Source organism: Mesorhizobium sp. B2-4-19, from assembly GCF_006441315.1.
Lineage (GTDB): Bacteria > Pseudomonadota > Alphaproteobacteria > Rhizobiales > Rhizobiaceae > Mesorhizobium.
Genome location: NZ_VFUV01000021.1, coordinates 16,954 through 43,614, shown reverse-complemented (window position 1 = coordinate 43,614; position 26,661 = coordinate 16,954). Strand labels below are relative to the sequence as shown.

Sequence of the window (26,661 nt, the reverse complement as noted above, 5' to 3'; positions counted from 1 at the left end):
CGGCCTGCGACTTGATACGGGCTCAGCCCAGATCGATGTCGAGGATCGCCATCGAGAAATTATAGTCGCCGTCGTCCTCATCCTTGAAGACGATGCCGAGGAACTCGTCACCGACATAGACTTCGGCGGAATCTTCCTTGCGCGGCCGTGCCTTGACCTCAAGCTTGGGGTTCTGGAAGACGCGCTTGAAATAGGCGTCCAGCTTTCTGATTTCGTCCGGCTTCAACAGTCTTCTCCGATCATCGGGCTTGCTGGTTTGAAGGGCGCTTCTGGCACGTCGACAATGGCGATGTAAAGGCAAGCCGGCCGTATTGCACCGGAAGCGGCAGCGCCGCCGGACAAAATCGCAATCGCGCCGGACAGCGCGCCGGCGTGGAAATCAGATATCGAAGCTGATCACCTGGTCCATCGACTGCGACGGCAGCAGCTGGTCCATCTGGCGCGAAGGCTGGTCGCAGCCGGTCTCGCCGACCACGCGGGCCGGCACACCGGCAACCGTCTTGTTGTGCGGCACGGGCGACAGCACCACTGACCCGGCGGCGACCTTGGAGCAATGGCCGATCTCGATGTTGCCGAGAATCTTGGCGCCGGCGCCGATCAGCACGCCGCGGCGGATCTTGGGATGGCGGTCGCCGCCGGCCTTGCCGGTGCCGCCCAGCGTCACGCCGTGCAGGATCGACACATCGTCCTCGATGACCGCGGTCTCGCCGACGACGAGCCCGGTGGCGTGATCGATGAAGATGCCCTTGCCGATGCGCGCGGCCGGATTGATGTCGGTCTGGAAGACCGAGGACGAGCGGCTCTGCAGATAGAGCGCGAAATCCTTGCGGCCCTGGGTCCACAGCCAATGCGCCAGCCGATGGGTCTGAATGGCGTGAAAGCCCTTGAAATAGAGCACCGGCATGATGAAACGGTCGCAGGCCGGGTCGCGGTCGTAATAGGCCTGGATGTCGACACGCACGGTGGTCGGCCATTCCTTGTCGTCGGCCAGCATGGTCTTGAAGGTCTGGCGGATCAGATCGGAGCCGATATCCTGATGGGCAAGCCGCTCGGCGATCCGGTGGATGACAGCCTCTTCCAGGCTCTCCTGGTTGAGGATCGTCGAATAGAGGAAGGCGGCAAGCAGGGGGTCGCGGTTGACGGCGTCCATCGCTTCGTCGCGGATCGAACGCCAGATCGGATCGACCGGCTGCAACGCGCTGTGGCGGGAAATGCTGATGCTGTTCATCGACGTCGCGTCCTGCGTCCTGCTGGCTTGCCTGTTTTCCGGCGGCACATATAAGCCAGATCATAGCATGATTGAACTCAATTTTCTTTAGTGCTGTGTCAAATGGATTTGGTTCGCAGGAATTCAAGCAGCCATGGAAAACGAACCCTTGATCGCCATGTCGCCGGTAAGCTGCCTTTCGCGCCCAGCGGCCTGGACGATCCGATAGCGGACTCAAGGCCAGCGCGGCGCCGATGACGCCGCGCCGTGATGGACCTCGGTTCAAATAGCAGCATTCCCCAGAGCTCCGGCCCATGCAAGGTTCGGAGTGACTGGCTCGAAGAGGCCGAGATCGATTAACTGGACGGATGACCGACATGGAAGACCAGCCCTTGATCGACGAACCGCTGAAACAGGAACTCGCGGCGCTCTACCTGGCCGAAAGCCGTCACTATCACAACCTTGCCCATATCGAGGCGATGCTGGCGCTGGCCGACGATTATCGAGCGCTGCTCAGCGATCCGGAAGCCGTCGAAGCGGCGATCTGGTTCCACGACGCCATCTACGACAGCAAGGCCAAGGACAATGAGGCCAGAAGTGCCGCGCTTGCCGCGCAAAAGCTCGCGAGCCGAACCGACCCGGAGCGCCTGGACCGCATCGGCGCGATGATCCTCGCCACCGCCACACACCAGTTGCCCGGGTTCGATGACGACGCGGCCACACGCGACGCCAGCCTCTTCCTCGACATGGATCTGTCGATCCTGGGTGCCGCACCGGATGCGTTCGACGCCTATGAACGCGCGGTCCGCCGCGAATATGGCTGGGTGGAGGAGCCGATGTGGCGTGCCGGGCGGGGAGCCGTGCTGAAGGATCTCCTTGCCCGCCCGCGCATTTTCCTCACCGAGGAATTTCGCCAGCGCTTCGAGCCGCAGGCCAGGCTGAACATGGCGCGCTCGCTGGAGGCCCTGCAAAGGCCCTCGTGATTTTCGCCGGCGATCGCGGGGCTTTTGCATGCGGCCACAAGAAGCCAGACTGCGAGGGGCGGATCGCCGAAATCGTCAAACGTGAATTCTTCTGAGGTGCCGACATTATGAGCAGCAATTTCTTCCAGCCGGTCGATGCCTCGGCCGTTCCCCGTTTTGCCGGGCTCTCGACCTTCATGCGGCTGCCGGCGGTGGCGAGCGCCGAAGGGCTCGATATCGCGCTCGTCGGCATACCGTGGGATGGCGGCACGACCAACCGCGCCGGCGCACGGCACGGCCCCCGCGAGATCCGCAACCAGTCGAGCCTGATGCGGCGCGCCCACCATGTGTCGGGCATCGAACCGTTCAGCATTGCCAATGTCGCCGATGTCGGCGACCTCTCGGTCAATCCGATCAACCTGATGGACGGGTTGAAGCGCATCGAGGACGGCGTCGCTGCGATCGTGGCGGCAGGCGCCATTCCGCTCGCCGCCGGCGGCGATCATCTGACGACTTTGCCAGTGCTGCGAGCCGTCGCCAAGGATCGTCCGGTGGGCATGATCCATTTCGATGCGCATTCCGACACCAACGACCGCTATTTCGGCGACAATCCCTACACGCACGGCACGCCGTTCCGCCGCGCCATCGAAGAGGAATTGCTCGATCCCAAACGGGTCGTGCAGATCGGCATTCGCGGCTCGATCTACGAGCCCGGCGAGCATGACTGGGCGGTCGCCCAGGGCATTCGCATCATCTACATGGAGGAGTTCGTCCGGCGCGGCGCGGCCAGCGTCATGGAAGAAGCGCGCGCCATCGCCGGAACCGGCCCGACCTATGTGACCTTCGACATCGACTGCATCGACCCGTCGATGGCGCCGGGAACAGGCACGCCCGAGCTCGGCGGCTTCACCACTCGCGAGGCGCAGGAAATGGTCCGCCTGCTCGACGGATTGAACATTGTCGGCGCCGATGTCGTGGAAGTGGCGCCGCCATTCGATCTCGGCAGCATGACAGCGCTGGCGGGTGCGACGATGATGTTCGAATTGCTGTGCGTGCTGGCGAAGTCGGTCCACGAAGCGAGAACGCGCAAGATCAGGTAAGGGCGCCTATGGTCGACGCCATTGCCGCGAGCATGGCCAGCCCCGCGATTGTCGTTGGAACGCGCCAGCCCACCGGCAGACCGCTCAAAGCGGATATTCGGCATAAAACTCCAGCACGCGTTGCTTGAAGGTTTTGTCTCCGACCGCCAGCATATGGTCCCTGCCCTCGATATGGAAAGCCCTGGCGTTCGGCATCAGGGCGGCGAGTTCGTCTGGCGAGCCGCCAATGTCGTCCGTGGTGCCGACCGCGACCAGCGTCGGCTGGGCGATGCGGGCAATGTCCTGCTCGCTCAGCAACTCCCGCGATGTGGCGATGCAGGCGGCAAGCGCCCGGCGATCGCTGCGGGTCTGGTCGGCGAAAGCGCGGAAAGAGCGGCCGCGCGGATGGGTGGTCGTGGCCGGATCGTCGGCAAGCAGGGCGTCGGCAATCGGATCCCAATCGCCGACACCATCGATCATGCCGATGCCGAGGCCGCCAAAGACCAGCGTCGCCACCTTGTCCGGATCGGACAGGGCCAGAAACGCCGCGATGCGAGCGCCCATCGAATAGCCCATGACATGGGCCCGTTCGATGCCGAGATGATCGAGCAAGGCGGCGGCATCGGAGGCCATTTTCGCCGGCGTATAGTCAGCCTCGTCATAGCTCTTCGATGACGAGCCATGGCCGCGATTGTCGAAGGCGATGGCGCGATACCCGGCATCGTTGAGCGTCTTGAACCAGCCGGGCGACACCCAGTTGACGTAGTGGCTCGAGGCGAAGCCGTGGATCATGAGCACGGGATCACCCTGCCCCGATGCTGGTTGGCGGTCGAGGAAGGCAAGATCGAACCCGTCATGAGAGAAGAACTGCATCGGCTGCCCCACCTCGCGTTCAGCCGCCGCCGTTGGGTTCGTCGCCATTGTCCGGCGGCGGCATGCCAGGCCCGGATACGGTGCCTATTGCCGGGTGGCGCAAGAGGTCGCCATACCCGATGCCGTATTTGGCGGCGGCGCCGGCCTTGAGCTCGAGCACGAAGCGCACGGGCACGCCAGGCGAAATGATGGCCTGGGATTGCGGCTCGCCATGCTTGACGGCGCGGATCTTGCCATCCTGGCCGACAAAGATCAGGTCAAGCGGCATCGGCGTGTTCTGCATCCAGAAACTGACCTGCTGCTGTATCTCGAAGACAAACAGCATGCCGTGATCGTCCGCCATGTCCTGGCGATACATCAAGCCGGCCTCGCGCTCCGCGTCGTTGTCGGCGATTTCGATCGAAAAGGAGCGATTCCCATCTTTCGTCACCACGACCAGCGGCGTCGGGTCGACCGGAAGAATCATCGCCCGGCTGTCGGCCGAGGTCGGCCGTTCCGAATAGAAGAAAGCGCCTGTGGCCACGATCACGGCCGCAATGGCGCAAAACACGCCCGCCGTCAGCCAGTTCCTGCGAGTCATCCAAGATCCTCGGCCGAAATCGTCCTAGTGCGAAACCGGCAAGGTGCCCATATCGGGGTGAATTTCGGCGGCCATAAGGCCTTTGTCACCGCGGCCGAAACGGACAAGCACGACCTGCCCCGGCCGAAGCTCGGTGATGCCATAGCGGCGCAAGGTCTCCATATGGACGAAAATGTCCTCGGTGCCTTCGCCGCGAGTCAGGAAGCCGAAGCCCTTGGTGCGGTTGAACCACTTGACCAAAGCGCGTTCGAGCCCGCTCTCCGGCGTCACCGCGACATGGGTGCGCTGTTCCTGCATTTCCGCGGGGTGGACGGCGGTGGTGACATCCATGGAAAGCACACGAAAGGCCTGCAGCCCGCGATCGCCCTGCTTGACAAGGCAGACCACGCGCGCGCCTTCCAGGGCAGTCTGGAAACCGTCCCGTCGAAGACATGTCACATGGAGGAGGATATCGCCCGAGACACCGTCATCGGGCAGGATGAACCCATAACCCTTGGCCACATCGAACCACTTGATGGCGCCGGCAATTTCGGTCAAGTCGGCGGCGTCGCCGCCTTCGTCGCGCTTCAAGGCGTCGCCAAGGGTTCCGGCCCGCCCCGTCAAAGAGGCCTTTTCCCCCATAAGAATGCCCCCTTTTTTCAAGAACACCGCAACTGATTCTTGACAGCAGATTAACACCGCGGCTTCCGGTGTGTGCAAGACCTTCCCTGCCTTTTTTCACGGTTCATTGCGGGAATACCGGATTTGTTCTTTGCCGGCCTCGCCGGCCGCGGGAGATTGCCCTTTCGCCGGGCCGACCCTATGTTGCGCCGCATCCCAACAGATCGAGGAAAACTCATGCGCTATCTGCACACCATGGTCCGCGTTGCCGACGTCGATGCCTCGCTCGATTTCTACTGCAACAAGCTCGGGCTGAAGGAAGTTCGCCGCTACGAAAACGAGCAGGGCCGCTTCACGCTGATCTTCCTCGCAGCCTCCGAAGATGAGCAGAGCGGCATCAAAAACAAGGCGCCGCTGATTGAACTCACCTACAACTGGGATCCGGAAGACTACAAGGGCGGGCGCAATTTCGGCCACCTCGCCTATGAGGTCGATGACATCTACGCCACCTGCCAGCATCTGATGGACAATGGCGTCACCATCAACCGGCCGCCGCGCGACGGCAACATGGCGTTCATCAGGTCGCCGGACGGCATTTCGATCGAGCTTCTGCAGAAGGGCCCGGCGAAAGCCAAGGCCGAACCCTGGGCTTCGATGGCCAACACCGGAAGCTGGTAGGCGTTGGCACCGGGCGGAAGTTGCCCGGCCGCCTTTGGCGTTTTTCACGAGGGCACCTATCTACCCGAACATGGCACCAGCCTGACAGGTCTGGCGCCATGTCAAGTAATGGGCGCCTGCCCTTCCGGAGAGTTCACTCATGCCGACCAGCCGCGCCGATGTCGCCACCGAACATGCCAGCCGCTATCTGCAGCAGCTGTGCAAGCACTGGGCGCACAAATTTCCCGTCGAATTCGACCCCACCCATGGCACGATCGATCTGTCGCTCGGCCGTACCGTCATGGATGCGGACACGGCAGCGTTGCACATCGTGGTGTCAACCGACGAAGCGGGATCGCTCGAGCGCCTGGAAAGTGTCGTGGCCGACCACATCAAGCGCTTTGCCTTCCGCGAAGAACTGACCTTCGACTGGAAGCCGGCGACGGCAGCGTAGGTGTTTGTTTGAGCATGACCCTGAAAACCAGTACCCACTTTTCGGGGTCATGCTTTCCCGCCGGTCCGGCCGGCCATCTCCAGCAGCGCCAGCACCGAGCGCCAGTTGCGCGCGGTGCCCGGCACCTTCAGAACACGCGGAATGAGGTTGGCGAAGACTGACTTGCCGAGCCCGTCCGGGGCGCTGAGGTAGAGCACGTCTCCCTTGACTTCGAAGCGCTCGGGCCCGGTGCATTTCTCAGCCAGCCGCGCCACCTCTTCGGCGGTCGGCTCACGCTCCAGCGCATAGGCGTGGAGCTTCGTGTGGTCGGCGGCCGCTTCCGGATAGGGATTTTCGCTCACCAGCCGTTCCAACCAGGAGAGATCGCGCACCATGACGCGCGAATGAAAACCCCATTTCTTCTCGAACGCCGGTGAGATTTGTCTGGCCAGCGCGGCCGCGTCGCCCTTGCCGGCCCGGAACACGACATTGCCGCTCTGCACATAGGTGCCGACGTCGGAAAAGCCGAGATCCTCGAAGAACGAGCGCAGCTCCGCCATCTTGACGATGCGGTTGCCGCCGACATTGATGCCGGAAAACAGGGCGATGAAGACCTTTGCGCTCATATGATGAAGCCCGCCAATGTCTCGTTGTCGGTGATGTCCTGATACTGGACCCCCTCGGCCTCGAAATTTGCCTTCAGCAGGTCGAAATTGCGGCGGTCCTTGGTTTCGATGCCGATCAGCACCGAGCCGAAATTGCGCGCCGACTTCTTCAGATACTCGAAGCGGGCGATGTCGTCGTCCGGACCCAGCATTTCGAGGAAGTCGCGCAGTGCGCCCGGCCGCTGCGGGAAGCGGATGATGAAGTATTTCTTCAGGCCTTCGAAGCGCAGCGCCCGTTCCTTGACATCAGGCAGCCGCTCGAAATCGAAATTGCCGCCCGAAACCACGGCGACAATGGTCTTGCCGCGGATCTCCTTTCTGGAAAAATCCTTCAACGCATCGATGGCCAAGGCGCCGGCCGGCTCAAGCACGACGCCTTCGACATTGAGCATCTCGATCATGGTCGCGCAGAGCCGGTTTTCCGGGATCAGCCGCACCGTGTCGGCGGCGAATTCCTTGAGATACCGCAAGGGTTCGCGGCCGATCTCGGCTACCGCCGCGCCATCGACGAAGTTGTCGACCTTGGCGAGCTTCAGCCGTTTTCCCGCAGCAAGGCTGTCATGCAGGCTCGGCGCGCCGGCCGGCTCGCAAAAGACGAAACGCGCCTCGCGGCCTTGGTCGGCGAAATAATGCGTCACGCCGGCAGCGAGCCCGCCGCCGCCGACGGGCAGCATGATGATGTCGGGCATGTGCGCGCCCGGCATCTGGTCCGCGATCTCATAGGCGACCGTCGCCTGACCCTCGATAATGTCCTTGTGGTCGAAGGGGGGCACCATGTGGGCGCCCGAGCTTTCGGTGAATTCGAAGGCGGCGCGATAGCAGTCGTCGAAAAAGTCGCCGACCAGCCTGATCTCGACGAAATCGCCGCCGAACAGCCTGGTCTTGTCGATTTTCTGCTGCGGTGTCGTCACCGGCATGAACACCACGCCCTTTTTGCCGAAATGGCGGCAGACGAAGGCAAAACCCTGGGCATGGTTGCCGGCCGACGCGCAGACGAACAGTTCGGCCTGGTTGCCGGCGGCCAGCGCCTTGCGGAAGAAGTTGAAGGCGCCACGGATCTTGTAGGAGCGCACCGGGCTCAGATCCTCGCGCTTCAGCAGCACCCGGGCGCCGGTCCTCTTCGACAGGTAGTCATTTTCCTGCAGCGGCGTTTCCGGAAAGATCTGGCGGATCGCGGCGGCCGCGGCGGCGACGCGGGAGGAAAAACTGCTCATCGGAAAGCCACCTTGTGCCGCATGTCCGTGCGGACCCCTGTCATCAACCTGGCCGCACAGCGGCTGTTTATTGCACGCTGATCTCTCGCAGCCGGTCCTGCCTATGGCATATCCGGTCCCGCAACGCCATTGTCCGGTCGTTCGCAGCTCTCTTCAGCCAAAATTCGTATAATATTCGCAAGCGCTTGTACCCATTTGTTCATGCCGTTGTATCGACTGGTCGCGAAATCGAAGCGACGCGAGTCTTCGCGGCCGACGTATCCGGGCATCCGCCTCAAGCTGGAGGAGGCTGCCCTTATCCCGGCTTTTCCTCCGCCACTTTGGCTTTCGCGCAACAGTACGCTGGCCGTAGCCAGCCGCTGACCACATTTCGGCTGGACACGACTTAGTTCTGCCGCACTCTCCCTGTCCGGGAGGTGTCGCGGGGGTAGATGGGCCTTTTGGCCGGAGTGGAAATTTCAGGCGTGCCTTTGAAGAAGATCGTTACTGTTTGTCTCGCCTTGCTCGTCGCCGGCTGCGCCGGCCCGCAAACGCAGGAATTGCTTGGCAGCGCCATCGTCGCCGCGCCGGTGACGGATATCGCCGGCAACCACTCGATCTTCATCACCACGACACGCAAGAAATCCGACGATCCCAACAAGGTTTTCGACGGCGAGCGCTCGGCGACGCTGAATTATGCCCGCGTCAACGTCACTGTTCCGGGGGTCCACACGACCGGCCAGATCGAACGGCGCTCCCGCGGCAAGTCGGATGACCCGGCCAAGTATTTCATGGCCTCCGAGGTTGTCGGCTACGACACACAGCCGAAATTCTCCAGCGCGCTCAACGCCGATATCGCGGCGCGCGGCGGCCGCGTCATGGTCTTCGTGCACGGCTACAACACCGGTTTCGACGATGCGGTCTACCGCCTCACCCAGATCGTCCACGATTCCGGCTATCCGGGCACGCCGATGCTGTTTTCCTGGGCATCGGGCGCCAAGACCACCGACTATGTCTATGACAAGGAAAGTGCCAGCGCCGCACGCGACCAGCTCGAAGTGACATTGCGCATGCTGCAGCAGTCCGGCGCGCGCCGCATCGACATTGTCGCGCATTCGATGGGAACTTGGGTGACAATGGAAACCCTGCGCCAGATGGCCATCAGCGGCGACCGCAATCTTGGCGGCAAGCTCGGTGACGTGGTGCTCGCGTCGCCCGACATCGATGTCGACGTGTTCAAGAGCCAGATGCGCCGCTATGGCAAGCCCGACAAGCCGTTCATCCTGCTGTTGTCCGACGACGACCGCGCGCTGAGGCTTTCCGGTCTGATCGCCGGTTCACGGCCACGCGTCGGCGATTACAAGGATGCCGCCGATCTTGCCTCCTACGGCGTGACGGTGGTCGATCTCTCCAAGGTCAAGGGCAGCGACAGCTTCAACCATACGAAATTCGCCGACAATCCGGCCTTGGTGAAGATGATCGGCCAGCGGCTGCGCGAAGATGACGGTTTTGCCAGCGACCGGGACGTGACCGACCGCATCAGCCTGCTCGGGCAGTAGATGCGGCGGCGCGAATTTCGCCGTGCCTGTTCACCATTCACGAGGTATCGGGCCACTTTGAACTGGACCGCGCCGGTCTCTGGCCCTATCGGAATAGCGGTGACGTCATGCTTTTGACGTACCCCTTGATGGGAGCCGGCGCTTGAGCTTGCGCTTGAACAGTTTCGTCGTGGCGTTGACGCTCGCCCTTGCCGGCTGTGCCGGCCAGAACACGCATGACCTGCTCAACAAGACGACTGTGTCCGTGCCAGCCTCCGACATCGCGGCCGCGCACCAAATTTTCGTCGCCACCACCCGCCGGCAGGCGACCAAGGATCCGCGGCAGGTGTTCGACGGCGATCGCTCGTTGACCACCAGCTACGCCCGTGTCGACGTCACCGTGCCGAAGGTCCACCAGATCGGCGCCATCGAGCGGGCCAAGGGCTCAGCCAACTCGAACCCGGCAAAGCAATTCACCGCCACCAATGTCGTCCACTATGGCGATGCCTCGCAATTCGCCAAGGCGGTCGGCGCTGACATTGCCGTGCGCGGCGATCGCGCATTGGTGTTCGTGCACGGCTTCAACAATGGCTTCGACGACGGCATCTACCGGCTGACACAGATCGCCCACGACACGAAATATCCCGGCACGCCGGTACTGTTCTCATGGGCGTCGAGCGCCAAGACGACGGGCTATATCTACGACAAGGACAGCGCCAACGCCGCCCGCGACGATCTCGAGGCGACGCTCAGAATGCTCGCCAAGACACGGGTCAAGAGCATCGACATCATCGCCCATTCGATGGGAACCTGGCTGACCATGGAGGCGCTGCGCCAACTCGCCATCACGGGCGACCGCGATCTCGGCGGCAAACTCGGCTATGTCGTCCTGGCTTCGCCCGACATCGATGTCGACGTGTTCAAAAAGCAGATGATCCGATACGGCAAGCCAAACAAGCCGTTTGCCGTGCTGCTGTCCGGCGATGACCGTGCGCTCAAATTGTCTTCACTTATCTCCGGCGACAAGCCGCGTGTCGGCGACTACGGCAATGCGGCCGATCTCGCCAGCTACGGCGTGTCCGTGGTCGACCTGACAAAGATCAAGGGCGGCGACGGTGGTCTCAACCACGCGAAATTCGCCGACAATCCCATCCTGGTGCAGTTGCTCGGCGATCGCCTGCGCACCCCTGCTGGCCTAGGCTCCGACGAACCCGACCCGGCGCAGCTCAACAATCTCGGCCAGGGCCTCGGCAAGGCCGTCGGTTCGGTCGCCGAGGTCGTCATAACCACGCCGTTCAAGGTGCTGACCATCGTCACCGGCGGGTGAAGGATTTTATGTCATGCCGTACTCGATGTGGATACTTGGCGGAACCAGCGTTGCCATTCTAGTCTATTTCAATCTTCTCGATAAGAATACGCAGCGGTGGCGAAATATAGAAAATAAAAATGATTTGTACGCTTATATTGCCTTCCTTGGCTCTATTATCGTTGGGATCGTGGGATCTCTCGTTGAGAATTACCTCTTCTAATTTCGCTTACAAAAATCTCCAAGAGTTACGGTAGGCTCGCATATTCCGAGAAGATTTATACAAAATTATACAAACAGGTCGACCTTCTGGAACGTCGTCACGTCGATCAGGCCGACGTCGGAAATCCTCAATTCCGGAATGACCACCAGCGCCAGCAGCGAGTGCTGCATGTAGGCGTTGTTCAGCGAACAGCCCATCTTGCGCATCGCCTCTGTCAGTTTCTCGGCCTTGGCGGCGACGATCTCGGCGCGCTCGTCCGACATCAGGCCCGCGATCGGCATTTCGACGAGTGCCAGTTCCTTGCCCTTGGAGAACAGCACGACACCACCGCCGACTTGGCCCAGCCGGTTGACCGCCAGGGCCATGTCCTGCTTGTTGGTGCCGACGCAGATGATGTGATGGGCATCATGCGCCACGCTCGAGGCCATGGCGCAATCGCCCATATAGCCGAAGCCGGAGACGAAGGCGTTGGTGACACCGCCCGTGCCCCTGTGCCGCTCGACCAGCGCGATCTGGCAGACGTCGTTGCGGCGGTCCATGGCGACCAGCCCGTCCTCGACCGGCAGATCGGCCTCCAGCGCCCGCGTCGGCGCCTGGTTCTCGATGACGCCGATGACGCGCACCCGCACCTCGTTGGCGCCCTTGGGAGCCGTGATGTCGAAATCGCCAGCCCTGAGCTTCTTGCCCAACTTGACGGTGTTCTTCGCCGTCTTCGGGTAATCATGGGCCGGAATGTCGATGTCGAGCTTGCCACCCTTGGCCAGCCTGACACCGCGCGCAAAAACCTCATCGATGGTCATTGCGGCGAGGTCGGAGACAATCAGCAGGTCGGCCAGCCGTCCCGGCGCGATCGAACCGATTTCGCGTTCCAGCCTGAAATGCTGGGCAGTGTTGATCGTCGCCATCTGGATCGCCGTCACCGGCTTCAGCCCCTGTTGGATGGCGTGGCGCACCACCCGGTCCATGTGGCCGTCATGCACCAGCGTGCCGGAATGGCTGTCGTCGGTGCACAGGATGAAGTTGCGCGGATCGATGCCGCCTTCGGTCACCGCCTTGATCTGCGAGGCGACATCGTACCAGGCCGAGCCCAGCCGCAGCATCGCCTTCATGCCCTGGCGAACACGAGCGATGGCATCTTCCGCGCGCGTGCCTTCGTGGTCGTCCTCGGGTCCGCCGGCGACATAGCCGTGGAACGGCAAGCCAAGGTCGCGCGAGGCATAGTGGCCGCCAACCGTCTTGCCAGCCTTTACCGTCGCGGCGATCTCGCCCGACATGACGGGATCGTTAGCGGCGACGCCTGGAAAATTCATCACTTCGCCGAGGCCGATGATGTTTTCCCAGCTCATGGCCTCGGCAACATCGGCAACCGTCAGCTCGGCGCCGGCATGCTCCAGCCCCGGTGCCGACGGCACGCAGGACGGCATCTGCACATGCACGTTGATGGGCATCGCCACCGCCTCGTCATGCATCAGCCGCACGCCCGGCAAGCCCAGCACATTGGCGATCTCGTGCGGATCGATGAACATCGACGTGGTGCCGTGCGGGATGACGGCACGGCAGAACTCGGTCACGGTCACCATGCCACTCTCGACATGCATGTGCGCGTCGCAGAGGCCGGGCACCAGATAGCGCCCGCCGGCATCGACCACCTTGGTGCCCTGGCCGATGGCGTGGCTGGCATTCGGCCCGCAATAGGCAAAGCGGCCGCCGGCAATGGCGATGTCGGTGCCGGCGATGATCTCGCCGGAGTGAACGTTGACCCAGCGGCCGTTGCGGATGACGAGATCGGCGGGCTTGCGGCCCATGGCGACGTCGACCAGATGCGTCGCCATCTCGGTCCAGGGTTTTGGTTTCGTCGCATGCGCCGCCGGCTTCTTTGCCATGAAGGGACTCCTGTTTGGGCGACTGTGCCAAGCCTGCCTGGTTTTGACCAGCGCCAAACGGCGGACCGGCCCGTCCAGCCTTCACAAAGGCTGTTCAGCCGTGACCTCGACCGTGACTTTCGCACCGCCGGCCGAAATCCGTTCCGCCAGGCGCTGGAGTTCGCCCGGGGCGAAGGTGCCGCTGAGCATTACCTCCCCGCCGAGGATGGGTTCGACCAGGCGCGGCGACGCCACCACGGCACCGTCGACGCTGAGGTCGACCACCTTCCTGACATTCGCCCTGGTGAAGTCGCCGAACGCCTTCGCGCTGTCCGGTGTCATCTTCAGGTTGAGCGCCCGCTGTCCCGACGCTTGATCGGATACGACCGCTGCCTTGGCGATGGCGAGCGTCAATGGCTCGGCCATGGCGAGACCGCGGGTGAACAGTATGATGGCCGTTCCAGCGATAGGCTGTTCATCAGGATTTTTCCCTGCAAGACGGCCATTTTGCATGCTGACATTCCCCCGGCAATGCTGGCTGTCCTCGGCTTAAAGCCTGTGCCTCGGCGAGCGACACACGGCCGCAGCCAGAAACAGGATTCCGTTTTGGCGTAAATCGGTCTACCTTGGCTCTCAAGATTTTTCCGGCTCTTCATCCGGGGAGTTCGAATGTATCGCCTTGTCGTCGCAAGTGCCGGTCTGCTTGCCGTCCTGTCGATGCCGGCTTTTGCAGCCGACCCGACAGTCGATGTGCCGATGACGGCGCCCGGCTTCGACTGGACAGGATACTATGCCGGCCTGCAGGCGGGCTATGGCTGGGGCCAGTCCGACATCTCAGGAACGGAAGGCGGGCCGTTTTCGGTCTCGCCCGAAATAAACGGCGGTTTCATCGGCGGGCACGTCGCCGGGCTATGGCAGTTCGACCAGGCGGTGATCGGCGCTGAGGCTGACCTCAACTATTCCTCGGTCGACGGCACGGCGGAAGTCGAACCCGGAAACAATTTCGGCGCCGACATCAAATGGTTCGGATCGGTCAACGCCAAGGCCGGATACGCTATGGATCGTGTGCTGGTCTACGGCATAGGCGGCATCGCCTTCGCCGGCATCGAAACCTCGCAATCAGCAGGCTCCGCCTTCTCCGAGACAGGCACGAATGTCGGCTGGACCGTGGGCGCCGGCGTCGACTACGCGCTGACCGACAAATTCGTCGTCGGCGCCCAGTATCGCTACTACGATTTCGGTTCCGAGCACTATGACGGGTCCAGCGACTTCGTCGGCCGCGACCAGGATACCAAACTGAACACCGTTGGCATCAATCTCAGCTACAAGTTCTGAGCCTCGATCGGCGAGCGACGGCTGTGACGTGATCAGCAAAGTCGATGAGGGGCGGCCGGCGCCCCCAGTGGGCGGGGGAATGGGTTGGGCCTGGTAGACGCCGGCCTCGGCGGATCAAGTCCGCCGTGCAAACACCCTACCCATTGCGCGCCCCGCGCCAAATTCCGCGATCACACCAGTATCGCCGCGCCCGCTCCTCTGGGGTGTGTGTTGAGGATGGCCAAGAACACGACTTGACGGCCTCTGTCTGGCATCTGAAAAGAGCGGGCCTGCGGACGTGGCGGAATTGGTAGACGCAAGGGACTTAAAATCCCTCGATCTCTGATCGTACGGGTTCGATTCCCGTCGTCCGCACCACCCAAAGCTCGGCTCTGTCAAACTGCCCGCACGGGCTAGCCGCCGCATATGCCGCGTGAGCTGCCGATCCGATAAGTTTTCGACGTCATCCTCAAAGTGATTTCAAACGGGGCGCCGGATTTCCAGCGCCGGATCGCAGGCGGCATGTCTTTATTGCCGACGACGTCGCTACAGTCGCATCAGCCGGCAATTCCATCGCCATTATGCCTGTGATTGGGCGGTACGGTGCCGAAGCAGCGGTTCTCACGCCGCCTTTCGAGCGGGCCGACAGCCGCCTGCGCATTCGCAAAGCTATTCGGAACGGGCAATGACAATAACGATAGATAGAAATGCCAGCTGGCGCGACATCGCGCGGGTGAGCGAAGGCGAATCCCTGGCGCTTAGCGGGGCAGCGTGGGAGAGGATCGCCTTCGCGAACCAGATCGTAGCGGCCATCGTCGAAAAAGGCATCCGCGCCTATGGCGTCAACACCGGGGTCGGCGCCTTGTCAAGCAAGGTCGTGGCGTCTGCCCTGCAAAAGAAACTGTCGCGCAATATCGTTCGCAGTCACGCCTGCGGCGTAGGCGACCTCGTGCCGAGACGCGGCGTGCGCGCCATCATTGCCGCTCAAGTGGCAAATTTCGCGCACGGCCATTCGGGCGTGAGCCCTGCGATCGTCCGCAATCTGCTCACCTTCATCGAGCGCGACTGCGTTCCCGACGTGCCGTCCCGGGGATCGGCCGGGTATTTGACGCACAACGCGCATGTAGCACTGGTCCTGATCGGCGAAGGCAATGCAACCGTGGCGGGCCGCTCCATGAGCGGGCTCGAGGCCCTGGCTGAAATGGGTCTGGAGCCATTGGAGCTTGGCGCCAAGGAGGGCTTGAGCCTCGTCAACGGCACCGCATGCGCTACAGGCCTGACAAGCATCGCCGTGCTGCGCGCCGAGCGTTTGTTGGGATGGGCTGATGCGGCGGCGGCTTTGACACTTGAAGCCGCAGGCGCGCAAATGCCGGCTTTCGGCGAGGCAATCCTGGCGATGAGGCCCTCACCCGGCATTCAGGGCGTGGGCAAATCGCTGCGTGGCTGGCTTCATGGCAGCGAACTTATCGCGCTGGCACACGGCAGTCGCACGCAAGACGCACTCAGTCTTCGCGCCGTGCCGCATGTTCACGGCGCCGCCCGGGAGGTGCTGGACCGGTCCGCCGAGCTTGTCGACCGCGAACTGGCTGCCGTCACCGACAATCCGGCGGTATTCGGGTCTTTGAACGATCCTCAGGTCGTTTCGGAGGCGCATGCGGTAGCGCCCGCCCTCGGGCAGGCTGCTGACGGCCTGACCATCGCCTTGGCTCAGGTGGCTGGAATGAGCGAGCGGCGGATCGATCGTCTCGTCAATCCACTTGTCAACAATTTGCCGGCCTTCCTCGCCGATGAGGACGGAGCCAATTCCGGCTTCATGATCGCCCAATACACGGCCACATCGCTCAGCAACGTCAATCGGCGTTTGGCTGCCCCGGCGGCGACCGACGGCGGCGTCACATCCGGCCTGCAAGAGGATTTTCTTGCTCATCCAACCGTCGCAGCCAACAAGCTGCTGGCGGTTATCGACAACGCCGAATACATTCTGGCGATCGAGCTGATGGCAGCCGCGCAGGCCCATGATTTTCTGGCCGTGCGCGGTGCACGTGCGCCTGGTACCGACACCATCTACCAAATGGTCCGGGACAATATCGCACACTATTCCGACGATCGGCCTCTGTCCCGGGACATGGAAGCCTTGCGCAACTTCATCCGCGAAATGGACGTGCCGGCCTGTCCGCGGCACAGTTCGTAAGGCAAATGCTCGGCCAGCTTCGAGCGGCCAGGTCTACATCGGGTTCAGCTTCAGACGCTGGACCGGGATAATCGCCTTGGCATCGACGATGCGGTCGTCAGCTATGCCGGCCGGCTTCGTGAAGCGGCATTGTCCAGGACCTCGATGTCCTCGTCCTCTTCCGGGCAACCGTATCGAGAACGGCCATCCGCATTCGTTTTTTCCTCAAAGCGAAACAAAGGATGCTTTTCCGCGTTGAGGGTCGTTAAAACGCGGGAGATTTTTGAAAATGGATCCGGCAACCGCGGCAGTGATGGTTTTGCTCCAGTGCAGCCCGGTTGAGGGTTCTGTCTGCAAACCCGTCGATATGGCGCCAAGCAGGTATGCGTCGCTCGACTTATGCATGGCTTCGCTGAAGGATAGGCTGGCAAGCGCTCCGAACGGCGAAACCGTTGGCCGGTGTCGCCTCGTCGATACGACCGTCACAGATGGCTTGCCGGTCGGCTATACAAGGGTTTTTGTGACCCGCGGGCTGGGCGACGACGCCATCACCAGCAGCTACGTCGTACAGCACGAGCGTTAGCGCCTCGTTCCCGCTGCTCCAAGGCGGCGTCTCCCCTGTTTGCTAGATGCGCCTAGCGCCACCCTCTTGGCCGCCAGAATGTGGCACCGGCGGCCGCTGATCGGCGCTTGGCTCATGGCCCAGAGCCTACCTCGATGATTCCGACCAGCGCGCGAACAAACTCAACCATATCGTTTGCCGTGATGGCTGCCCTGTCGGGATCTTGCCCAATGTGCTCGGCGGCCGCGCAACATGACAGACGGATGTGATCGTAATGGGAATCCCTTTCATCCTCCGGCAGTATCGCCAGTTTCATGGCCCGGCGATAAATCAGCCGCAGTAATTGTTCGAGAGCGGCGCCGACACTCATGCGTTTTACTCCGCATTGGTCTAGCGTTCCGGCGCTCCAGGGCGCATGTCGGAACGTCGATGGGAGGTATTCCATCCCTGTGCCAAAGGCTGCATTATAGCCATTAATATATCGTATATTGCTAATATACCATGCCCCGAGGCGTTTTTGGCCTCCATGATATCGTAATGCCCCAGCCTGACGCCGACGGCGCGTGAGGCGGAGCCTAGCCGGGACGGCGCGGACCGGGTGATCCTGTACGAGGTTCATCGAGAGCATTTGCTTCGGCCAACTTGGTCAGCGCTCGCTCGACTTTCTCCGCCGCGGCATCGGTGCGTTTGATATCCTGGACAATTCGCTGCGTCAGGAGCGCGAACCTGGCAGCGCGATATACCTCACCGCCTCTCGCGGTTTCGTGGTGAAATGTCGCCATCATCATCATGGGGAACCGCCAAAAATTATTGGCGGATCAATCTTTGTCAGGCGCTCCCTGGCCTCGATCAGCCGCCGCTGCGCGGTCCTGATCCGGCTGCAAAGCGCGATATTGATTCCCACGCCGCAGTCCTCCTCCAGCATTTCTTGCGCGCGTTCCAGAGCGCGTTCCGCTCGGTTGACGCGCTGTCTGGCCTTGGCCAGTTCCATATTGAAAAGCTCAACCATTGTTCCGCTTCCGTTGCGGTCCCTTCGAGAGTTAAACCGCCGCTGATCGCTTTGGTTCCGCGATGCGAGGATGGAGCCAACTCATGCGGGAACGTCGGTCAAGCCTTCATCGGGTTCAGCTTCAGATGCTGGATCAGGATAATCGTCTTGGCATCGACGATGCGGCCGTCGGCGATGCCGGCCAGCGCTTCGTCGAGCGGCATTTCCAGGACCTCGATGTCCTCGCCCTCCTCCGGCGCGCCGCCGCCGGCGGAGATGCGGTCGGCGGGCGAATAGCGGGCAACGAAGAACCACAGCCGCTCGGTCACGCTGCCCGGGCTCATATAAGGCGAAAACAACCGCTCCACGTCCTTCAGCCGGTAGCCGAGTTCTTCCTCCGCCTCCTTGCGGATGGCGGTCTCGGGGTCGTTTTCGTCGAGCAGCCCGGCACAGGCCTCGATCAGCGGTTCGCGATGGCCGGTGACGTAGGCGGGATAGCGGAACTGGCGCACCAGAAGCACCGTCGAACGTTGGGGGTCGTAGGGCAGGATCACCGCGCCATCGCCGCGATCATAGGTCTGGCGGATCTGCGTCTCCCACTGCCCGTCGCGCCGGCGATAGTCGAGCACGGTCTTTTTCAGCACCGCCCAGTCGTCGGAAAGAACCTCTTCCGAACGGATACGAATACGATCTTCCATTGGATACCTCGGTATTTGCCGCCGGGCGCAGGCGTAGCCGCGAACCGGCGCCGGCGCAATTGGGGCAGCGATGGTCCAGCGTTTCACTCTCTCGTGTGTGGTATGGGAGAGTTCCATTGCCTAGATAGTGTTCCCTCTCCCGGAGCCCTCTTCATGACTGCATCGCTTTTCCAGCCGATCACCCTCGACGGCCTCACCTTCCCCAACCGCATCGCCGTGGCGCCGATGTGCCAGTATTCCGCCGAGGACGGCTCGGCCAGCGACTGGCATCTTTACCACTGGATGAACCTGGCCATGTCCGGCGCCGGAATGGTCACGGTGGAGATGACCGATGTCGAGCGGCGCGGGCGCATCACCCATGGTTGCCTCGGACTTTACTCCGACGACAACGAAGCCGCCGCGCGCCGCACACTGGATGCGGCACGACGCGTCGCGGCGCCGGGCACGAAATTCGGCACGCAGCTTGCGCATGCCGGCCGCAAGGCCTCGAACCGCAAGCCCTGGGAGGGCGGCGGGCCACTGCAGCCGAACGAAGACCCCTGGCAGACCGTCTCGGCCTCGGCCATCGCCTACGACACCGGCTGGAACGTGCCGCGCGCGCTCGATGAGGAAGAGATCCTGCAGCTCATCGAGCGGTTCGCCCAAGCCGCCAGGCGGGCCGAACGCGCCGGCTTCGACTTCATCGAACTGCACGCAGCACATGGCTACCTGATCTTCCAGTTCCTGTCGCCGCTGTCCAACCAGCGCACCGACCGCTGGGGCGGCTCGCTGGAAAACCGGATGCGTCTCGTCGTCGAAATCGCCAGGGCGGTGAAGAAGACGGCGCCGAAGCTGATGCTCGGCGCGCGGCTGTCGGTGAAGGACTGGGTCGACGGCGGCTTCGACGTCGAGGATGCGATCGAGGTGGCGAAGGCCCTGAAGGCCGAGGGTATCGCCTATCTCTGCTGCTCCAGCGGCGGCAATTCGCCGTTGCAGAAATTGCCCACCGGTCCCGGCTACCAGGTGCATCTGGCGGAAGCCGTGCGCAAGGGCGCCGGCATTCCGACCCGTGCGGTTGGCCTGATCGACGATCCCCAGCAGGCCGAGGCTGTTATCGCCGAGGGCCGTGCCGACATGGTCGCACTGGCGCGCGCCTTCCTCGCCGATCCGCGCTGGGGCTGGCGCGCGGCCGCCACATTCAAGGAAAAGATCCATCCGGCGCCGCAGCTCGCGCGCTCGGTAACGACGATGGAGCACTGGATGAAGGCGGCGGGCTGAACCGGCCCGCCCTCCTGATACAGGCGCGATCCCCCTGCCCGTTTTGCCACCAGCCCGCTTCAAATCCGGCGGCAAACTGTTACGCTGGGTGAGGCTGCGGCGGCGCGGCCGGGCTTGGGAGGAGATCATGTCGTTCAGGGCATTCTTGCCGGCTGCGATGCTTGTGACTGCCGCCGGCCTTTGGCTCGGCGCATCGACGCCGAGCGTGGCGCAATATTGCGAGGGGACGGTGCACGGCCTGTCCGGCCGCTACAATCTGGCGACCGGCAGCGGCTTTCTCGCCGTGCGGACACGGCCCAACTCCTCATCACGGATGATCGGCCAGCTGTTCAATGGAGACCACGTCGAGATTTTCGACCGGCGCGGCAACTGGTACAAGGTCGAAATCGGCGGGACCACCGGCTGGGCGAACGCACGCTGGCTGCGCAACGACTGCGGCTACTAAGACGCCGAAACATGTCACCCAACATGTCACCCAAAAAGCGCTTCGCAAAACGCGACGCGACTTTTGGGCGCAGGTTCCGGGCCTCTTTTGCAACCAAATTGGCTGCTTTGCGTTGCGGCCATGATGGACAGCAAACCTTTTGAAACGCCGGTCGTGGTCGAACTCGGCCATGTCGGCAAATATCGCCATATCCGCAGCACCCAGGAAGCGGCGGAATGCCTCATGACGGTCTGGCCACTCAATCGCGGCCCGCGTCATCGTGATGCCCTCGACACTTGCCTCAAAGTGCTGGAAGGTTATCGTTCGACAGCGGAAGCGCGACGGGCATTGATCGAGGCCGCCAGGGAATCGGAAGTGCTGGTGCCCGACGACAGGCTATCCGACGACCGGCTGCATTGAGCAGGCGGACCTTTCAACCGGAGGTTTTTATGGCGAAGCTGACTTACAAGATCGTCGAGCATGACGGCGGCTGGGCCTACAAGGTCGGTTCGACCTTCTCGGAGACATTTCCCACCCATCAGGATGCGTTGCGCGCCGCCGAGATCGCCTCGGCCGAGCAGCAGGTGGCAGGCGCGACGGACGGCATCCAGTATGAGGACGCCGAAGGCAAATGGCACGAGGAACTGGCCGACGGTCGGGACCGGCCGCAGACCGAGGTTTCAGACTAGACTTTCCAAGAAGAGAACTTGCCAGCAGACAAGAGGCAGGGCGCCGACCGCGGACGCCGGGAGAGACGATGTCCTACGGTCGACCGCTGCCCGGCGGCTGAACTATTTGCCACAATACTGGTCGTTCACATTGCCCTGAGCATTCGCATCAGGACCCGCTGTGCTGTAGGCACACGGGCCGGCTGGACCCGAATTGCCAAGGCTGTCCAACCCAGAGCGGTCGCCATTGATGCTTCCGGTCGTGTTCTGGTCGACGCCTGAGGACTCTTCGTTGCCGAACGGCCACCAGGTGTGACGGTTCGAATATGCGCCGTCGGACGATTGCGCCATCGCCGATGTGGCGAGACCGATCGTCAGAACCGATGCTGCAAGAAATTTCCTATACATTGCATTACTCCGTGTCTTGGTCGCCTTGGGTGCGACACGGGGTAAACCCGGCGGTCAGCCGGTTGGTTCATTGAAATTGTCGTGAGGCTGTGGTGATGGAAACGCGCGGGCGGCAATCCGCTCGATGAAGCCAATCACCCGCTTGGGCTCGACGAACTGCGGCATATGGCCGACGCCGTCGACGGGTTCGAAGTCGAGCCCTGCGATCTTGCCTTGCATCGGCTCGCCATGGATGCGGATGTCGATGACGCGGTCGGCGGTACCGAACAGGATGCCGGCAGGCATGACAATCTCGCCATAGCGCTGTTCGATGCGGCCGAGATCCTGTTCGACGGCCACGACATCGGCCGATGTCGCCTGGAAATGGACTGGCCGCAGCCCAAGCCAGCCGCCGCCGTCAACCATGTAGTCCGCGGGAAAGATCTGCGGCGCGAAGATGAATTCCATCGTCGGCCGCGCATAGCGCAGGCTCAGGGGTATCGCCACGGTATAGGCCATGATCGAGCGCTGCAGGCGCGAGGGGATATAGAGAAGGTCAAATCTTTGCCGCGCCCTGTTTTCGAGATGCGTCAGCGGTGCCAGCAAGACGATGCCCGAAATTGCCTCGGGATGCTCCACGGCCAGGGTCAACGTGACGGCGCCGCCCAGCGAGTGGCCCACCACCAGCGGCCTTTCCAGCTCCAATTTTTCGATGAAGCGGCGAACCAGGGCCGCCTGCTCAGGCAAACGGCCGGTGGCACCGTTCGCGCGCGTCGAATAGCCCGATCCCGGACGGTCAAGCGCGATCAGCCGATAGCCCGGGCCGAAATGTCCGAACAGCGTGTGCCGGAAGTGGTGGAGTTGCGCACCAAGCCCATGCAGGAAGACGATCGGCCGCCCCTCGCCGACATCGACATAATGGATGCGGTTGCCGTCGATCTCGATGAATTTTCCGACCGGCGGCACCAGCCTTTGCGCCTTCGCCGCGATCCATAGCGTCGCCAGCACCAGGCAGGCGATCCCCAGGACCGCCAGCAGGAACAGCAGGGCCAGCAGCCACGACAAGATCGATATCAGCATTGTTCACCCGGACCAGAACCGGTTTGAGCTTACCTGCATCCGGTCATGCTGCAACCTCGCATCGTCCAGGCACGGACGTTCACCGCCGAGGTGGCATTGCCGATAGCCACGCGCCGCGCTATTTCAGGCGACCCGTCCTGCCGGAGCCCTCCATGACCGAAATCGTTACCGCCGCCATGCTCGTCATCGGCGATGAGATTCTCTCCGGCCGCACCAAGGACAAGAACATCGGCCACCTCGCCGACATCATGACGGCCGTCGGCATCGACCTGAAGGAGGTGCGCATCGTTCCCGACGAGGAAGAGGAGATCGTCGCGGCGGTGAATGCCGTGCGTGCGCGCTACACCTATGTGTTCACCACGGGCGGCATCGGCCCGACCCATGACGACATCACCGCCGAATCGATTGCCAAGGCATTCGGCGTGCCCTGCGAATACGATGCCAAGGCCTATGCGCTGCTGGAGGCAAGCTATGCGGCGCGCGGTATCGAATACACCGAGGCACGCAAGCGCATGGCGCGGATGCCGCGCGGCGCCGACCATATCGACAACCCGGTGTCGGTAGCGCCCGGCTTTCGCATCGGCAACGTCCACGTCATGGCCGGCGTGCCCTCGATCTTCCAGGCCATGCTCGACAACGTCGTGCCGACGCTGAAGACCGGCACGAAGATGCTGTCGGCGACGGTGCACTGTCCGTTCGGCGAAGGCCTTGTCGGCGGGCCGTTGGGTGAGATCCAGAAAGCGCATCCGGATACGATCATCGGCTCCTATCCAAAGTATGGCGACGGCAAGTTCTGGACCGAACTGGTCGTTCGCGCCCGCAGCCAGGAGGCCCTCGACGCCGCGCGCGCCGATGTCGAGGCAATGGTGGCGGGTTTCGTCGCCAAGGCGAGTTGAGCCGGTTCTGGCCGGAACAAAGCATGGCGCGCCGGCGTTGCTTTCACGCGAGTTCGAACACTCGCCAGATCGAGGGGTCACCATGCGCTTCAGGACCATCGTTGCCATTCTGCAGAACGAGCAGGACGCCGAGCGCGTGCTCGACTGCGCCATTCCGCTCGCCAACCGCTTCCAGAGCCACCTGATCGGCATTCATGCAGAGGCGCTTCCGGTGCCCTACACGTCGGCGACCGGTTTTCCCGATACCGAGTTCCTGCAGGTCTCGGCCGACATGAACCGGGAGCGGGCCGACAAGCTGCAGGCCGTCTTCCTCCGGCGCATCGAGGATTCCGGCCTCTCCTTCGAGTGGCGTAGCCTGGAGAGCTTCTCCGGCGACAGCGCGTTGACCGGCATTTCGAGCGTGCGCGCCGCCGATCTTATCATTGCCGCCCAGCGCGAAACCGGCGGCGATCCGAGCGCCGATGTCGACACGCTGGTCTATGACGCCGGCCGGCCGGTGCTGGTGGTGCCGAGCGCGGGTCCGCTGGTCACCACGTTCAAACGCGTGCTGCTCGCCTGGAACGGCAGCAAGGAGGCCGCCCGCGCCGCCTTCGACGCCCTGCCCTTCATCATCGAGGCCGAGAAGACCGACATTTTGGTCATCGATCCGCCCGATACGTTCGACGAAACCCCGGAGGCCGCCGGCGCCGAAATCGCGTCGGCGCTGTCACGCCACGGCGCCAATGTCAGCGTCTCGGTGCAGAAATCGGGCGGCACCTCGGTCGACGACATGATCCAGAACCGGGTCGCCGAAACCGGCGCCGATCTGCTGGTGCTTGGCGCCTACAGCCACTCCTGGCTGCGCCAGCTGCTGTTCGGCGGAGTGACGCGCACGGTTCTGCGCACGTCACAGGTGTCGGCCTTCCTGTCGCGATAAGTCCACAGCCATCGCGGTAAGCCGCCCTTGCCAAGGCCGAGGCTTTCCAGTTAATTCCGCGCGCATTCCCCTGTTTTTGTGCACGCGGTCTTCGCGTGCTGCGGAGTGCGCGAAAAATGTCCCTTCCCGAAAAAGCCTTCCCGGTCTCGTGGGACCAGTTCCATCGTGACGCCCGCGCGCTTTCCTGGCGGCTTTCCGGCGCCAACAAGGGGCAATGGAAGGCGATCGTCTGCATCACACGCGGTGGGCTGGTTCCGGCGGCGATCATCGCGCGCGAGCTCGGCATCCGCATCATTGAGACGGTCTGCGTCGCCTCCTACCACGACTACACCAGCCAAGGGCAGTTGCAGGTGCTGAAGGAGATTACGCCGGCACTGCTCGCTGACGACGGCGCCGGCGTGCTGATCATCGACGACCTGACCGACACCGGCAAGACCGCCGGCATCGTGCGCGCGATGATGCCCAAGGCGCATTTCGCCACCGTCTACGCCAAGCCGAAGGGCCGGCCGCTGGTCGATACTTTCGTCACCGAGGTCAGCCAGGATACCTGGATCTATTTCCCCTGGGACATGGGCTTCACCTACCAGAAGCCGATCGCCGACGACCACGCCGGCTGATTCGCGACACGCCGCCTTTTCCAACTAAGTCGCCACCGACGACAATATTTGCTTCCGTGGACGGCTCCCTGGGCAGGATATCCTGTGAAATCGACCTCTATTGGCGGGAATCGGCCAGCCCGATCAAAGTTTTTACTTTTATTGGTCAGAATTCGCCGTAAGATTCGTAAGGCGGCAAACGATTCTGGAGACTGGGGCTAGCTTCTCCGATGTTGACAAGGCCAACGACGCATAACCATCTGGCCGAAAGGGTCCGGCGACTCTTCGGCACCGCGCCGTGCCGTCTGCAGGTCGCCGCGCTGCCCTGGCGCGATACCGGGAATGGCGTCGAGATCATGCTGATCACCAGCCGCGACACGGGCCGCTGGGTGTTGCCGAAGGGCTGGCCGGAAGCCAAGGAGCCGCTCTGCGAGGCGGCGGCGCGCGAGGCCGGCGAGGAAGCCGGATTGCGCGGAACCGTCTCGCGTCTCGAAGCCGGTCGCTACTTCTATGCCAAGGTTCTGGCTTCGGGTGAAGAAGTGCCTTGCGAGGTGCTGGTGTTTCCGCTGCACGTCGACAAGATCGCCGACCACTGGAAGGAAAAGCATTCCCGCACCCGCAAATGGGTCAATTCCAGCGAAGCCGTGCGCATGATCAATGAGCCGGACCTTTGCCAGATCATCGCCTATTTCTGCGCCGACCCGCACAGATTCTCCTAGGGACCTCCGCCTTCTCCATATTCACAACCCTGTGATGCGTCGAGCATGAAAGGTTTGCTAATCCTTCTTCGCTAAGAACCGAGCAATCTGGCGTGATCGATGGCGAATCCTGTAGACCCACTTCAGCAACATACCGGCGAGCCCGAGCGCGAGCACCGTCCGCGCGTGCTCAAGGGTGGAACCGTCATCACCGGGATTCAAAACTCGGAAATTGCCGTGATGCTGCGCAACCAGCATGCGGGCGGCGCCGAATTGAAAATACCGATCGGGGCGCGGGTGCCCGATCGTTTCCTGCTTTATGTGCCGCTCGACGGCGTCGCCTATCGCTGCGAAGTCCGCTGGCGCCGCAACGACCGGGTCGGCGTGCAGTTCACCGGCACCGAGCCGAAGCCGAAGCTGCATTACGGCTGATATCTGGCATATCGGCTCGACAGGTTGTTCGACGCCGGCCCGATTTGCGCACGACGGACGCCTCCCGGCGGCCAAGGGCCGCAGATCTCCCGCTCGAAACGGCAATCGCGTCGGCGCATTTCTATCCCCGTTATCCACATGCGTGACACACAAGATGTTGGGGTCACAAAAGCTACGCAAACGAATCCTTGACGGCGCAAAACGAGTCGCCTTTTATAGGCCATGTGCTCCTGTTGAGAGCGCGACCGGAAAGTTCTGAGCCCGGTCTTTTTCCCGGATTATGTGCGTTTTTGCCCGCATTTCCGCCCGTTTACGAGGCCGGCGGAAGCGTTGGGATCGTGGGTGGTGGGGCGACGAAAGGGAGAATTGTCGGACTGGAATAAATTGTCTGTTAATA

At 62.5% G+C, this 26,661-nt stretch carries 31 protein-coding genes and 1 tRNA gene; 19 read left to right on the top strand and 13 right to left on the bottom strand.

Going from position 1 to position 26,661, the window contains the following annotated elements:
- Positions 1 to 22 precede the first annotated feature (22 nt).
- Both FJ546_RS27045 and cysE read right to left on the bottom strand, forming a co-directional pair.
- Positions 23 to 226, bottom strand: coding sequence for a DUF3126 family protein (locus tag FJ546_RS27045; RefSeq protein ID WP_019857879.1), 204 nt, complete (start codon positions 224 to 226; stop codon positions 23 to 25).
- Between the two features lie 153 nt (positions 227 to 379).
- Positions 380 to 1,228: a serine O-acetyltransferase gene (gene cysE / locus FJ546_RS27040; RefSeq protein ID WP_095770865.1), complete on the bottom strand. Its 849-nt coding sequence runs from the start codon at positions 1,226 to 1,228 to the stop codon at positions 380 to 382.
- 356 nt (positions 1,229 to 1,584) lie between these two features.
- Between cysE and FJ546_RS27035 the strand changes: the two genes are divergently transcribed.
- Positions 1,585 to 2,190, top strand: a complete 606-nt coding sequence (locus FJ546_RS27035) for a hypothetical protein (RefSeq protein WP_140892103.1) — start codon at positions 1,585 to 1,587, stop codon at positions 2,188 to 2,190.
- Between the two features lie 107 nt (positions 2,191 to 2,297).
- Positions 2,298 to 3,269 carry an agmatinase gene (speB, locus tag FJ546_RS27030; RefSeq protein WP_140892102.1) on the top strand — a complete coding sequence of 324 codons (972 nt, stop codon included), beginning with the start codon at positions 2,298 to 2,300 and terminating at the stop codon, positions 3,267 to 3,269.
- A gap of 84 nt (positions 3,270 to 3,353) precedes the next feature.
- On the opposite strand, the gene FJ546_RS27025 is transcribed toward speB, so the two are convergent.
- From FJ546_RS27025 to FJ546_RS27015, 3 genes are read right to left on the bottom strand one after another with little or no spacing between them, the layout of a single operon-like run.
- Entirely contained in the window at positions 3,354 to 4,121 is a 768-nt protein-coding gene (locus FJ546_RS27025; protein ID WP_140892101.1) for an alpha/beta hydrolase, read from the bottom strand.
- Between the two features lie 19 nt (positions 4,122 to 4,140).
- The gene (locus tag FJ546_RS27020) at positions 4,141 to 4,701 is read right to left on the bottom strand and encodes a DUF192 domain-containing protein (RefSeq protein WP_140892100.1); all 561 of its coding nucleotides are present in this window, start codon (positions 4,699 to 4,701) and stop codon (positions 4,141 to 4,143) included.
- Between the two features lie 24 nt (positions 4,702 to 4,725).
- Positions 4,726 to 5,322 carry a cold-shock protein gene (locus tag FJ546_RS27015; RefSeq protein ID WP_032920553.1) on the bottom strand — a complete coding sequence of 199 codons (597 nt, stop codon included), beginning with the start codon at positions 5,320 to 5,322 and terminating at the stop codon, positions 4,726 to 4,728.
- 216 nt (positions 5,323 to 5,538) lie between these two features.
- On the opposite strand from FJ546_RS27015, the gene gloA reads away from it, so the two are divergent.
- On the top strand, positions 5,539 to 5,979 hold the full coding sequence (gene gloA, locus FJ546_RS27010) for a lactoylglutathione lyase (protein ID WP_140892099.1): 441 nt from the start codon (positions 5,539 to 5,541) through the stop codon (positions 5,977 to 5,979).
- A 139-nt stretch (positions 5,980 to 6,118) separates the two neighbouring features.
- Entirely contained in the window at positions 6,119 to 6,412 is a 294-nt protein-coding gene (locus FJ546_RS27005; protein ID WP_095770296.1) for a DUF2218 domain-containing protein, read from the top strand.
- A 47-nt stretch (positions 6,413 to 6,459) separates the two neighbouring features.
- Here the strand turns inward: FJ546_RS27005 and FJ546_RS27000 are convergent, their stop codons facing one another.
- Both FJ546_RS27000 and ilvA read right to left on the bottom strand, forming a co-directional pair.
- The gene (locus FJ546_RS27000) at positions 6,460 to 7,017 is read right to left on the bottom strand and encodes a DUF1697 domain-containing protein (RefSeq protein ID WP_140892098.1); all 558 of its coding nucleotides are present in this window, start codon (positions 7,015 to 7,017) and stop codon (positions 6,460 to 6,462) included.
- The gene (gene ilvA / locus FJ546_RS26995) at positions 7,014 to 8,270 is read right to left on the bottom strand and encodes a threonine ammonia-lyase IlvA (protein WP_140892097.1); all 1,257 of its coding nucleotides are present in this window, start codon (positions 8,268 to 8,270) and stop codon (positions 7,014 to 7,016) included. The genes FJ546_RS27000 and ilvA overlap by 4 nt, the downstream gene beginning before the upstream one ends.
- Positions 8,271 to 8,701: 431 nt before the next feature.
- On the opposite strand from ilvA, the gene FJ546_RS26990 reads away from it, so the two are divergent.
- Both FJ546_RS26990 and FJ546_RS26985 read left to right on the top strand, forming a co-directional pair.
- Positions 8,702 to 9,808 (top strand): alpha/beta hydrolase, encoded by a 1,107-nt coding sequence (locus FJ546_RS26990; RefSeq protein WP_181168103.1) that lies wholly within the window; start codon positions 8,702 to 8,704, stop codon positions 9,806 to 9,808.
- Positions 9,809 to 9,950: 142 nt separating this feature from the next.
- Positions 9,951 to 11,114, top strand: a complete 1,164-nt coding sequence (locus FJ546_RS26985) for an alpha/beta hydrolase (protein ID WP_140892095.1) — start codon at positions 9,951 to 9,953, stop codon at positions 11,112 to 11,114.
- A 267-nt stretch (positions 11,115 to 11,381) separates the two neighbouring features.
- Here the strand turns inward: FJ546_RS26985 and ade are convergent, their stop codons facing one another.
- Together ade and FJ546_RS26975 are read right to left on the bottom strand one after the other, a co-directional pair.
- Positions 11,382 to 13,199, bottom strand: a complete 1,818-nt coding sequence (gene ade / locus FJ546_RS26980) for an adenine deaminase (RefSeq protein ID WP_140892094.1) — start codon at positions 13,197 to 13,199, stop codon at positions 11,382 to 11,384.
- An 81-nt stretch (positions 13,200 to 13,280) separates the two neighbouring features.
- Positions 13,281 to 13,592: a hypothetical protein gene (locus tag FJ546_RS26975; protein WP_246686981.1), complete on the bottom strand. Its 312-nt coding sequence runs from the start codon at positions 13,590 to 13,592 to the stop codon at positions 13,281 to 13,283.
- Between the two features lie 255 nt (positions 13,593 to 13,847).
- On the opposite strand from FJ546_RS26975, the gene FJ546_RS26970 reads away from it, so the two are divergent.
- From FJ546_RS26970 to FJ546_RS26955, 4 genes are all read left to right on the top strand, one after another.
- Complete coding sequence (locus tag FJ546_RS26970; RefSeq protein WP_140892092.1) at positions 13,848 to 14,513, top strand: outer membrane protein; 666 nt, start codon at positions 13,848 to 13,850, stop codon at positions 14,511 to 14,513.
- A gap of 271 nt (positions 14,514 to 14,784) precedes the next feature.
- A tRNA-Leu gene (locus FJ546_RS26965) sits at positions 14,785 to 14,870 on the top strand.
- Between the two features lie 307 nt (positions 14,871 to 15,177).
- A complete protein-coding gene (gene hutH, locus FJ546_RS26960; RefSeq protein ID WP_140892091.1) occupies positions 15,178 to 16,683 on the top strand; it encodes a histidine ammonia-lyase in 1,506 nt (501 codons plus the stop codon).
- Positions 16,684 to 16,951: 268 nt separating this feature from the next.
- On the top strand, positions 16,952 to 17,245 hold the full coding sequence (locus FJ546_RS26955) for a hypothetical protein (protein WP_181168102.1): 294 nt from the start codon (positions 16,952 to 16,954) through the stop codon (positions 17,243 to 17,245).
- Between the two features lie 112 nt (positions 17,246 to 17,357).
- On the opposite strand, the gene FJ546_RS26950 is transcribed toward FJ546_RS26955, so the two are convergent.
- The 3 genes from FJ546_RS26950 to FJ546_RS26935 form a co-directional block, all read right to left on the bottom strand.
- Positions 17,358 to 17,594 carry a hypothetical protein gene (locus FJ546_RS26950; RefSeq protein WP_140892089.1) on the bottom strand — a complete coding sequence of 79 codons (237 nt, stop codon included), beginning with the start codon at positions 17,592 to 17,594 and terminating at the stop codon, positions 17,358 to 17,360.
- 417 nt (positions 17,595 to 18,011) lie between these two features.
- Positions 18,012 to 18,233: a hypothetical protein gene (locus tag FJ546_RS26940; protein ID WP_140892088.1), complete on the bottom strand. Its 222-nt coding sequence runs from the start codon at positions 18,231 to 18,233 to the stop codon at positions 18,012 to 18,014.
- A gap of 98 nt (positions 18,234 to 18,331) precedes the next feature.
- Positions 18,332 to 18,910, bottom strand: coding sequence for an NUDIX domain-containing protein (locus tag FJ546_RS26935; RefSeq protein WP_140892087.1), 579 nt, complete (start codon positions 18,908 to 18,910; stop codon positions 18,332 to 18,334).
- A gap of 153 nt (positions 18,911 to 19,063) precedes the next feature.
- Here FJ546_RS26935 and FJ546_RS26930 point away from each other — a divergent pair, with 153 nt between their 5' ends.
- The 4 genes from FJ546_RS26930 (at position 19,064) to FJ546_RS26915 (ending at position 21,280) form a co-directional block, all read left to right on the top strand.
- Positions 19,064 to 20,167, top strand: a complete 1,104-nt coding sequence (locus FJ546_RS26930; RefSeq protein WP_140892086.1) for an NADH:flavin oxidoreductase/NADH oxidase — start codon at positions 19,064 to 19,066, stop codon at positions 20,165 to 20,167.
- A 127-nt stretch (positions 20,168 to 20,294) separates the two neighbouring features.
- Positions 20,295 to 20,612: an SH3 domain-containing protein gene (locus tag FJ546_RS26925; protein ID WP_140892085.1), complete on the top strand. Its 318-nt coding sequence runs from the start codon at positions 20,295 to 20,297 to the stop codon at positions 20,610 to 20,612.
- 120 nt (positions 20,613 to 20,732) lie between these two features.
- On the top strand, positions 20,733 to 21,011 hold the full coding sequence (locus FJ546_RS26920; RefSeq protein WP_140892084.1) for a DUF982 domain-containing protein: 279 nt from the start codon (positions 20,733 to 20,735) through the stop codon (positions 21,009 to 21,011).
- A 29-nt stretch (positions 21,012 to 21,040) separates the two neighbouring features.
- Complete coding sequence (locus FJ546_RS26915; RefSeq protein WP_140607517.1) at positions 21,041 to 21,280, top strand: DUF2188 domain-containing protein; 240 nt, start codon at positions 21,041 to 21,043, stop codon at positions 21,278 to 21,280.
- Between the two features lie 441 nt (positions 21,281 to 21,721).
- Here FJ546_RS26915 and FJ546_RS26905 read toward each other — a convergent pair whose 3' ends face one another.
- The gene (locus FJ546_RS26905) at positions 21,722 to 22,726 is read right to left on the bottom strand and encodes an alpha/beta hydrolase (protein ID WP_140892082.1); all 1,005 of its coding nucleotides are present in this window, start codon (positions 22,724 to 22,726) and stop codon (positions 21,722 to 21,724) included.
- Positions 22,727 to 22,878: 152 nt separating this feature from the next.
- On the opposite strand from FJ546_RS26905, the gene FJ546_RS26900 reads away from it, so the two are divergent.
- The 5 genes from FJ546_RS26900 (at position 22,879) to FJ546_RS26880 (ending at position 26,264) form a co-directional block, all read left to right on the top strand.
- Positions 22,879 to 23,622, top strand: a complete 744-nt coding sequence (locus tag FJ546_RS26900; protein WP_140892081.1) for a competence/damage-inducible protein A — start codon at positions 22,879 to 22,881, stop codon at positions 23,620 to 23,622.
- A gap of 82 nt (positions 23,623 to 23,704) precedes the next feature.
- Complete coding sequence (locus tag FJ546_RS26895) at positions 23,705 to 24,538, top strand: universal stress protein (protein ID WP_140892080.1); 834 nt, start codon at positions 23,705 to 23,707, stop codon at positions 24,536 to 24,538.
- A 116-nt stretch (positions 24,539 to 24,654) separates the two neighbouring features.
- A complete protein-coding gene (gene gpt, locus FJ546_RS26890; RefSeq protein WP_095770312.1) occupies positions 24,655 to 25,155 on the top strand; it encodes a xanthine phosphoribosyltransferase in 501 nt (166 codons plus the stop codon).
- A 209-nt stretch (positions 25,156 to 25,364) separates the two neighbouring features.
- Entirely contained in the window at positions 25,365 to 25,853 is a 489-nt protein-coding gene (locus FJ546_RS26885) for an NUDIX hydrolase (RefSeq protein WP_140892079.1), read from the top strand.
- A 99-nt stretch (positions 25,854 to 25,952) separates the two neighbouring features.
- The gene (locus FJ546_RS26880) at positions 25,953 to 26,264 is read left to right on the top strand and encodes a PilZ domain-containing protein (protein ID WP_140892078.1); all 312 of its coding nucleotides are present in this window, start codon (positions 25,953 to 25,955) and stop codon (positions 26,262 to 26,264) included.
- Positions 26,265 to 26,661: the final 397 nt, after the last annotated feature.